The 9,051-nt window shown below is 75.5% G+C and carries 8 protein-coding genes and 1 pseudogene; 4 read left to right on the forward strand and 5 right to left on the reverse strand.

Annotated features, from left to right (window positions below; translation table 11 throughout):
- Positions 1 to 92: 92 nt before the first annotated feature.
- The 5 genes from ACWENR_RS27510 to ACWENR_RS27530 all read right to left on the reverse strand — a co-directional run bounded on the left by ACWENR_RS27510 (position 93) and on the right by ACWENR_RS27530 (position 4,878).
- On the reverse strand, positions 93 to 1,316 hold the full coding sequence (locus ACWENR_RS27510) for an acyl-CoA reductase (RefSeq protein ID WP_452279852.1): 1,224 nt from the start codon (positions 1,314 to 1,316) through the stop codon (positions 93 to 95).
- Complete coding sequence (locus tag ACWENR_RS27515) at positions 1,313 to 2,365, reverse strand: LuxE/PaaK family acyltransferase (protein ID WP_452279853.1); 1,053 nt, start codon at positions 2,363 to 2,365, stop codon at positions 1,313 to 1,315. The genes ACWENR_RS27510 and ACWENR_RS27515 overlap by 4 nt, the downstream gene beginning before the upstream one ends.
- Positions 2,359 to 3,744, reverse strand: coding sequence for an AMP-binding protein (locus ACWENR_RS27520; RefSeq protein WP_452279854.1), 1,386 nt, complete (start codon positions 3,742 to 3,744; stop codon positions 2,359 to 2,361). Before ACWENR_RS27520 ends, ACWENR_RS27515 begins: the two co-directional genes overlap by 7 nt.
- A gap of 149 nt (positions 3,745 to 3,893) precedes the next feature.
- The gene (locus ACWENR_RS27525; RefSeq protein WP_452279855.1) at positions 3,894 to 4,655 is read right to left on the reverse strand and encodes an SDR family NAD(P)-dependent oxidoreductase; all 762 of its coding nucleotides are present in this window, start codon (positions 4,653 to 4,655) and stop codon (positions 3,894 to 3,896) included.
- Positions 4,636 to 4,878: an acyl carrier protein gene (locus tag ACWENR_RS27530; RefSeq protein ID WP_452279856.1), complete on the reverse strand. Its 243-nt coding sequence runs from the start codon at positions 4,876 to 4,878 to the stop codon at positions 4,636 to 4,638. The genes ACWENR_RS27525 and ACWENR_RS27530 overlap by 20 nt, the downstream gene beginning before the upstream one ends.
- A gap of 246 nt (positions 4,879 to 5,124) precedes the next feature.
- Between ACWENR_RS27530 and pseB the strand changes: the two genes are divergently transcribed.
- The 4 genes and pseudogenes from pseB to ACWENR_RS27550 all read left to right on the forward strand — a co-directional run.
- On the forward strand, positions 5,125 to 6,108 hold the full coding sequence (gene pseB / locus ACWENR_RS27535; protein ID WP_452279857.1) for a UDP-N-acetylglucosamine 4,6-dehydratase (inverting): 984 nt from the start codon (positions 5,125 to 5,127) through the stop codon (positions 6,106 to 6,108).
- On the forward strand, positions 6,105 to 7,265 hold the full coding sequence (locus tag ACWENR_RS27540) for a DegT/DnrJ/EryC1/StrS family aminotransferase (RefSeq protein ID WP_452279858.1): 1,161 nt from the start codon (positions 6,105 to 6,107) through the stop codon (positions 7,263 to 7,265). Before pseB ends, ACWENR_RS27540 begins: the two co-directional genes overlap by 4 nt.
- A 9-nt stretch (positions 7,266 to 7,274) precedes the next feature.
- Complete coding sequence (locus tag ACWENR_RS27545) at positions 7,275 to 8,111, forward strand: hypothetical protein (RefSeq protein ID WP_452279859.1); 837 nt, start codon at positions 7,275 to 7,277, stop codon at positions 8,109 to 8,111.
- A pseudogene (locus tag ACWENR_RS27550) lies at positions 8,108 to 9,051 on the forward strand (class I SAM-dependent methyltransferase); the annotation flags it as partial. The gene ACWENR_RS27545 and the pseudogene ACWENR_RS27550, both read left to right, overlap by 4 nt.

Below are 9,051 nucleotides of genomic sequence, written 5' to 3' on the forward strand. Positions count from 1 at the left end.
GCCCCGCCCCGCGCGGACCGGGCCCCCTTCGGCGCGTCGGTCGGACCGGGCCCCCTCGCGCGCGTCGGTCGGACCGGGCCTACTCCGGCGCGTCAGTCGGCGACCGTGACCAGCCGGACGAACTCGCGGAGCAGGTCGTGACCGTCCCAGACCGGCGCGAAGGTCAGCGCCGCGCCGAACGGCACGATCCGGTCGATGCCCCGGCCGCCGAGCCGCCGGGCGAGATCGACCAGCTCGGCGCGGGCGAAGCCGAAGTGGGTGAGCGTCTGGTCCCGGCGGCGCACGAACGGCGCCAGCTCCGCCAGCTCCGCCAGGGTGACGAAGCCGAACGTGCCGGCGCCGAGCCACTCCCGGGGCGTCACCGCCGGCCCGTCCAGCTCCAGCGTTGCGACGAGGTTGTCGTGGAACGTCATCCGGGTGACTCCCCCGTCGGCGGCCAGCCCGTACGCGCCGACCCGCTTCTCCACCGCCATCGCCGCGTCCACGTCGAAGCCCCGCTCCCGTACGGCCACGCCGAGCAGGGCGACGAACTCGGCGCGGACGGCGTCGGCCCGGCGGGCGTCGCCGACGAGGAACACCGCCCGGGGCGACGAGCAGGCCGCCTGGTCGAACCAGTAGGCGTCGTTGGCGAAGCGGGCCACGGCGTCGCGCCGCGCGGCGGGCGGGGCGGCCTCCCAGCCGGCCACCGACAGGGCCGCGAAGGACGACCGGTCGGGGAAGGTGAGGTCGCGGGCGGCGGGGGCCAGCGGGTGCCGGCGCACGGCGGTCACCGCCCGGTCCCCGCCCCAGACGACCCGCACGTCGCAGCCGGCGCTGAGCCGGGCGGTCACCGCGTCGTCGTGGCCGTAGGTGACCATGCGCTGGGTACGGGCCACGACCGGGTCGGCGGCGTCCAGGCTGTCGTTGAGCACGTCCAGGATGGCGTCGGCGGCCGCCGCCGAGCGAAGCGAGATCCGCACGACGTTGGTGTTGCCGGCCAGCGCGGACAGCGCCCAGGAGTAGACGAAGACGGTGTCCACGTTGGCGGGCGGGATGTGGAACGCCACGCCCCGGGGGAAGGCGAGCACGCCGTCGTCGAGCCCGGCGTGCAGCCGCTCCACGCCGCGTACCAGCTCCCGGCGGCGCAGGAAGAAGCCGAGCGAGCCCAGCTCCGGGTGGCGGCGGGCCAGCGCCGGGGCCAGCAGCCGCCGGGAGACCGAGGTCAGGAAGTCCACGATCCGCTCGTCGCCGACGGTCAGCGGCGGGTCGGCGGCCGGGGGCAGCAGGTCGTCCACCGGCACCTCGGGCCCGGCGGGGAAGCGCATCCGTACCGTCATGCCCGACCTCCGACGTAGGTGTCGCTGCAACCACGAGCCTCGGCGCGGGGCAGCCGGCCCAGGACGCTGAACCGTTTGCCCGGCCAGTGCCCGTCGTCGATCCCGTGCACGACGCCGAGGTCCTCGGTGAGCAGCACGTTGCCCGGGTACGAGGTGGGCAGGGTGCTGAGCACCTCGATCACGCCCGGCGTGCCGACCGGGGCCTCCGCCCAGGTGACCGGGTCGCGGACGATGACGTCGGCGAAGTCCGGGCAGTAGAGGGAGCCGCCGTCGGGCCCCTCCAGGAAGACCGTGCCGATCTGCTCGACCATGCCGTAGAAGTTGTGGATCCGTTCCAGGCCGGTGTCCGCGCGGAGCCGGCGCCGGAACTCGGCGTTGTCGACGGCCCGGTCGGCGAGCTTCTTCCAGCCGCCGGAGTGCACCAGGATCCCCCGGGACAGGTCGAGGCCGTGGTCGCGGGCCACCTCGTAGAGAAAGCGCCACACCATGAAGGTGAAGCCGAAGACCAGGAACGGCGCGTCGCCGTGGCGGGCCAGGAAGTCCTTGAGCGCGGCCACGTCCGGCCGGTCGTCGGCGTCGAGCAGCCACAGGTGGTCGCGGCCGAAGTTCACCATGCCGAGCGCGCCCGCCCCCCGGGCGGAGTAGGAGCGCCGGTCGCCGACCACGCCGGCCCGGTCCACCACCACCATCGGCAGCCGGCGCGGGCCCAGCACCGCCCCCAGCGTGCGGGCCAGCATCCGGGACTGGGTGGCCGCCGCCGCCCTGTCCAGGTGGATCCGGCTGACCTCGCCCGTGGTGCCGCTGGAGGTGAGCACCCGGATCACCTCGTCGTCGGGCACGCTGGACAGCTTGCGGGTCTTGAACAGCCGCACCGGCAGCCACGGCAGGTCGGCCAGCGTCGCGGCGTCGCCGTCCGCGCCGCCCAGGGCGTCCAGGATCCGGGCGTACGGCGGGCAGTGCCGCCGGTGGTGGGCCAGCAGCCCGGCCAGCTCGGCGCGGAGCCGCTCCTCCTTCTCGGGCTGGGTGAGCGTGAACACGTCGGTCAGCACTGTGCCTCCAGCGCGCGGTAGTCGGGCTTGCCGGTCGCCGTCAGCGGCAGGGCGTCCACGCCGCGCACCTGGACGCCCGAGGAGTGGGTGCCCAGCGCCTGCGCCACCTCGGCGCGGATCCGGGCCAGCCGGTCGGCGTCGGCGCCCTCGGCCACCACCACCAGCCGGTCCGCGCCGGCGATCGCGGCGACGGGCCCGTGGTGGCCGAGCGAGCGTTCCACGTCGTCGAGGTTGACCCGGACGCCGAAGACCTTGGCGATCCGCTTGAGCCGGCCGGTGACGTGCAGGAAGCCGTCCTCGTCCAGCCGGCCCAGGTCGCCGGTGGCGAGCACCCCGCCCAGCTCGTCGGGGCGGGCGAGGTCGGCCGCGGTCTCGGCGTAACCCATCATCACGTTGGGTCCCCGGTAGACGATCTCGCCGGTCGGCCCCGGCGCGGTCGTCTCCGTGCCGTCGTCGGCGCGCACCGACAGCGCCCCGCCGGGCACCGGCGGCCCGACCGAGCCGAGCTTCTCCGGCAGCCGGTCGGGCGGCAGCACCGTCATCCGGGCGGTCGCCTCGGTCTGCCCGTACATGACGAAGAGGCGGCCGGCCACCTTGGCCATCCGGGCGTGGAAGTCGGCCACCAGCTCCGGATGCAGCCGGCCGCCGGCCTGGGTGAGGGTACGCAGCCGGTCGTGCCGGGCCGGGTCGAAGCGCAGCCGCCGCAGCATCTCGTACTGGTAGGGCACGGCGGCCAGGGAGGTGGCCCGGTGCCGATCGACGGCCGTCCAGAACTCGCGGGAGGTCAGGCCGGAGCGCTCCAGCAGCACGGTGGCGCCGGCGTGCAGGTGACTGGTGAGCACCGACAGCCCGTACGTGTAGTGCAGCGGCAGGGTGGTCGGCGCCACCTCGTCGCCGTCGATGCCCAGCGCGGTGGCGATGGCCGCCGCGTTGGCCCGCACCGCCGCGCGGGAGAGCCGGACGAGTTTCGGGTTGCCCGTCGAGCCGGAGGTGGTGAGCAGCAGCGCCAGGTCGGGGTGGGGCGTGGGCCCGGCGGGCCCGGTGCGCCGCCACGCCGCGCCGAGGCCGATCGGGGCCGGCTCGTGGCCGTCGACCGGCTCCGGGCCGGTGAGCAGCACGGCGGGGCGGAACCTGTCGACCAGTTCGCGCAGCGCGCCCGGCGTCACCTGCGGGTCGACCAGCGCGACCGGGCGGCCGGCCTGCCAGGCCGCGAGGATCCGCAGCACCGCGTCGATCTCGGCGGGGGCGGCGGCGAGGACGACGCCCGGCGGTTCCCGGTCGAGCAGGGCGGCGAGGTCGGCGACCCGGGTGGCCAGTTCCGCGCCCCCGACCTGCCGCCCGGTCGCCGCGTCCACCAGTCGGGCGTCGGGATGCGGCACGAAGGGCCCGTCGGAATGCGGCGGCGCGGCCCGGTGGGGATGCGCCAGCAAGGACGCGGCGGCGTGCGGCGGCGCGGCCCGGTCGGAATGCGGGACGAAGGGCGCGGCGGCGTGCGGCGGCGCGGCCCGGTCGGCGGGCGACGGGCCGGTCACAGGGTCAGCCCGCCGTCCACGCCGACCACCTGACCGGTGACGAAGGCCGCGGCCGGGGAGAGCAGGAACGCGACCACCTCCGCCACCTCCGCCGGCTCGCCGAGCCGGCGCAGCGGCGTGGCCTCCGCGCGGGCCCGCCGGCCCGGCTCGTCGAGGCCGGTCAGCAGGTCGGTGCGGACGAAGCCCGGGGCGACCGCGTTCACCCGGATGCCGGCCGGTCCGAGTTCCTTGGCGGCGGACCGGGTGAGCCCCTCGACGGCGGCCTTGCTCGCCGCGTAGACGGCCTGGCCGGCGGCGCCCGCCGAGCCGACCAGCGAGGCGGTGAGCACCACCGCCGGCCGGTCGCCCCGGCGGAGCAGGCGGGACCCCTGTTGCAGGGTGTGCGCGGCGCCGGCCGCGTTGACCGCGAACAACCGGGTCACCGTCTCGTCCGGGACCGAGCCGAGCAGCCCCGCCTCGTGCGTGCCGGCGTTGACGACCAGCGCGTCCAGGCCGCGCCAGCGCGCGAAGATTGTGCGCATCGCCGCCCGGACCTGGTCGGGCTCGGCCACGTCGCCGTGCACCGCCAGGTGCGGCCCGCCGGGCAGGCCGGCGGCCACCTCGTCGGCGGAGCCGGGCGACCGGCCGTGCACCGCGACCGCCCAGCCCCGCTCGGCGAGCAGCCGGGCGACGGCCCGGCCGATGCCCCGGGTCGACCCGGTGACGAGGACCCGGCGGGCGGGCACGTCCTCGCCGGCGTCAGTCGGTGAGGGTGACACCGTGCTTCTCCAGGATCTGCCGCGCGCGGTCGAAGGAACTCAGGTCGATCACTTCGTCGGTGTCCAGCATGACGCCGAACTCGTCCTCGACGGCGGCCACCAGCGACATGTGCGCGAGCGAGTCCCAATTCTCGATTCCGCGATATTCGAGACCGTCCACAACGGCGTCGTCGGACAGTTCCAGTGCCGCGCGGAAGACGACTCTCAGCCGCTCAAGTTCCACCGATTTTTCCTCCGTGTCTGGTCCGCACGCCTCGACGTGCGGGCCGAGTGTAGCCGAGGTGAAAGGGTCTTCAACCTGGCCCTGAGCAGGCGAAAAGTGTTTGCCTGCAAGGCATTCCGCATTCACTCCACGCGAGGCGAGCGTTCACCGGAGGGCGTCGGGGAGTTAACCCGACCGGTCTAGCGTCTCGATCCGGCCGGCCCGGCGAGGTCGCCAAGGAAACGACCACGACCATGGGAGCACCAATTGAGCGAGTTGAATGGGTCTTCCATTCTGATCACGGGTGGGACCGGCTCCTTCGGCAGGACCTTCCTCCGGCACGTCCTCAGCGAGGCGGACCCGGCCCGGGTGGTGGTGTTCTCCCGCGACGAACTCAAGCAGTACGAGCTGCGCCAGCAGCTCGGCGACGACCCGCGGCTGCGCTGGTTCATCGGCGACGTCCGGGACCGGCACCGGCTCACCCGCGCGATGCACGGGGTCGACCACGTGGTGCACGCCGCCGCGCTCAAGCAGGTGGACACCGCCGAGTACAACCCGTCGGAGTTCATCGCCACCAACATCACCGGTTCCCAGCACGTGGTCGACGCGGCGATCGAGGCCGGCGTCAGGAAGGTCATCGCCCTCTCCACCGACAAGGCGTCCAGCCCGATCAACCTGTACGGCGCGACGAAGCTGGTCGGCGACAAGCTGTTCATCTCGGCCAACCACTACGCCGCGCAGCACCCGACCCGGTTCGCGGTCGTCCGCTACGGCAACGTGGTCGGCAGTCGCGGCTCCGTCGTCCCGCTGTTCCGCCGGCTGGCCGCCGAGGGCAGGAGTCTGCCCGTCACCGACAAGCGGATGACCCGGTTCTGGATCACCCTGGAGCAGGCCGTCCACTTCGTCATGGACTCGTTCGACCAGATGCAGGGCGGCGAGCTGTTCGTCCCGCGGATCCCGAGCATGCGCATCCTCGACCTGGTCGAGGCGGTCGCCCCGGACGCCACCACGCACGAGGTCGGCATCCGCCCCGGCGAGAAGCTGCACGAGGAGATGATCGCGCCGGACGACAGCCGCCGGACGCTGCGCGCCAAGGACCGGTTCATCGTGCAGCCGACCATCGCGACCTGGGGCTACCAGCCGCCCGTCGGCTGCGAGCCGGTGCCGGACGGGTTCGCGTACCAGTCGGACAGCAACGACGAGTGGCTCAGCGTCCAGCGGCTGCGCGACATGCTCGGCGTCACCGCATGACGGGGCTGCTCCCGTACGGCCGGCAGTCGGTGACCGACGACGACGTCGCCGCCGTGGTCGCCGCCCTGCGCAGCGACTGGCTCACCACCGGCCCGCAGGTCGACGGCTTCGAGGCCGACCTGGCGCGCTGGACCGGCGGCGCCGGCTGCGCGGCGGTCTCCAACGGCACGGCGGCGCTGCACGTGGCGTACGCGGCGGCCGGCGTCGGCCCCGGCGACGAGGTGATCGTGCCGCCGATGACGTTCGTGGCGACCGCCAGCAGCGCCGTCGCCCTCGGCGCGAAGATCGTCTTCGCCGACGTCGAGGAGGAGACGTTCACCCTCGACCCGGCGGCGGTCGCGGCGGCCACGACCAGCCGGACCCGCGTGGTGTCCGCCGTGGACTACGCCGGCCACCCGGCCGACTACGACGCGCTGCGGGCCGCCACGGCCGGCACGGACGCGCTGCTGCTCGCCGACGCCGCGCACTCGATCGGCGCCACCTACCGGGGGCGGCCGGTCGGCTCGCTGGCCGACCTGACGACGTTCTCGTTCTTCCCGACGAAGAACCTCACCACCGCCGAGGGCGGCGCGGTCGCCGCCACCGACCCGCACCTGCTCAGGCGGGCCCGCCGGTTCCGCAACATCGGCCTGGTGCGGGAGCGCGACGAGCAGCGCTGGCCGGACGAGGGCGGCTGGCACCAGGAGGTGCACGAGTTCGGGCTCAACTACCGGCTGCCCGACGTGCTCTGCGCGCTGGGCCGCAGCCAGTTGCGCCGGCTCGGCGACTTCCTCGCCGCGCGGGCCCGCCTGGTCGCCCGCTACGACGAGGCGCTGGCCGACCTGCCGGGCGTGCTGACCCCGGGCCGGCGCTCCTGGGCCGCCCCGGCGTGGCACCTCTACCCGATCCGGGTGCTCGACGGGCGGCGCCGCGAGGTGTACGACCGGATGCGCGCCGCCGGCATCGGGGTGCAGGTCAACTACCTCCCGGCGCACTGGCACCCGGCCTTCGCCGACCTCGGCTACCGGCGCGGATCCTGCCCGGTGGCCGAGTCGTTCTACGCCCAGCAGCTGTCCCTGCCGCTCTTCCCGGACCTCACCGAGGCCGACCAGGAGCGCGTCGTCGACGCCCTCGGCACGGCGCTGCGCGCCGCCACGGCGCGATCCGCCGCCGCCTGAGGGGACCCGATGCACCACGCGAACCACTTCTACGGCCACGCCCACGTGCTGGCCCGCTACGCCGGGCTGGGCGACGGCCACCCGCCCCGGATCAACGGGTACGTCCAGCACGGCTGGAACATCGGCGACGGCCTCGCCCCCGGCCACCCGTACGCGGAGCGGACCCCGAGCCTGCTCTGGTCGGAGCAGACGCGGCGGCGGGCCTGGTCGGTGGGGCGGCGCAACGTCACCGTCATCGGCGCGCCGTTCGCGTACCTGCTGGCGATGCGGCCCGAACGGCCGCCGACGGCGCGGCGGGAGGGCACCATCTGGTACCCGTTCCACGGCTGGGAGGGCCAGCACGTGCGGGGCGACCACCGGGAGCTGATCGCCCGCATCCGGGACACCGAGCCCGGCCCGGTCACCGTCTGCCTCTACTGGCACGAGTACGGCATGCGCCGCGTGCGCCGGCTCTACGAGAACGCCGGCTTCCGGGTCATCTGCCACGGCTACCGCGGCCACTGGTGGAAGGACACCGACCCGCTCTTCCTCGACCGGCAGCTCACCGAGCTGCGCCGGCACCGCCGGGTGGCGTCGAACCGGCTGACCAGCGCCATCTTCTACGGCATCGCGGCGGGCTGCGAGCCCGCCGTCTACGGCGACCCGATGGTGCTCGCGGACGAGGACCCCACCTTCGGCGGGACCGCCCGGATCCGCCGCCAGTGGCCGGAGCTGCACGGCGAGCGGGTGGACCTGCCCGCCGCCGTGGAGATCGCCCGCGCGGAGCTGGGCACCGACCACCGCTGCACGCCCGCCGAGCTGCGCGAGCTGCTCGGCTGGGCGGACCTCCAGGAGGAGACGAGTTGACCACTGAGACGGCGCCCCGGATCGCGCTGCCGGGCGGGGAGATGCTGGCCTGGTCCGACCTGCCCGAGGAGCGCCTGGCCGAGGGCGGGCCGCTGGCGGCGCTGGCCGCCCACGTCGTGCCCGCCGGCGCCCGGGTGCTGCTGGCCGGCCCGCACGACCCCGCGCTGCTCGACCGGCTGGCCCACGCCGAGGTGACCTGCCTGCTGCGCAGCCACTCCGACGCGGTCGCCCTCGCCGACCGCGCCGCGCGCGTCGTGGTGGCCGGCCCGGCCGGCCTGCCGGCCGACGAGCGGTACGACGTGGTGATCGCCGGCGCCGGCCTGGACGCGGTCGAGTCGGTGGAGGGCGTCCGGCTCGGCTGGGCCGGCGTGCTGGACCGGCTGGCGGCGGCGCTGCGCCCCGGCGGCACGCTGCTGCTGCGCCTGGACAACCCGCTCGGCCTGCACCGGCTCGTCGCCGCCTCCCCCTGGTACGCCCGGCGCGACGACGCCGCCTGGGCGATCGGCGGGGTGCTGGACGCGGACCGCCCGGCCAACCCGGAGCAGCTGCGCGGCCGGCTGGACGCCCTGGGGCTGCGCGCGGACGCCTGCTTCGCCGCGTACCCGCAGCCGGTGACGCCGACCGCGCTGGTCGACGCGGACGCGCTGGCCCGCCGGACCACCTCCGGGCTCCTCGACGCGGTGCTGCACGGGGCGTGCTCCGGCACCGCCGCCCGGGGCGCCGTGCTCCAGGACCCGGCCCGGCTCGCGGTCGACGCCCTGCACGCCGGCCGCGCCGCCGACCTGGCGCCCGCCTGGCTGGTCCTCGCCCGCCGGCCCGGCAATCCGGCCGGCATGGACCCGGCCGGCACGGACCCGGCCGGCACGGACCCGGCCGGCACGGACCCGGCTGTCGCCGGCCGGTCCGACGCGGACCCGGCCGGCGGGGGCCGGGCCCCCGG

Source organism: Micromonospora sp. NPDC004336 (assembly GCF_053602615.1).

What these genes read in the sequence shown, in the direction of transcription:
- ACWENR_RS27510 (WP_452279852.1), bottom strand. Translation starts at nt 1,316, where the DNA reads ATGACGGTACGGATGCGCTTCCCCGCCGGGCCCGAGGTGCCGGTGGAC.
- ACWENR_RS27545 (WP_452279859.1), top strand. Translation starts at nt 7,275, where the DNA reads ATGCACCACGCGAACCACTTCTACGGCCACGCCCACGTGCTGGCCCGC.
- ACWENR_RS27540 (WP_452279858.1), top strand. Translation starts at nt 6,105, where the DNA reads ATGACGGGGCTGCTCCCGTACGGCCGGCAGTCGGTGACCGACGACGAC.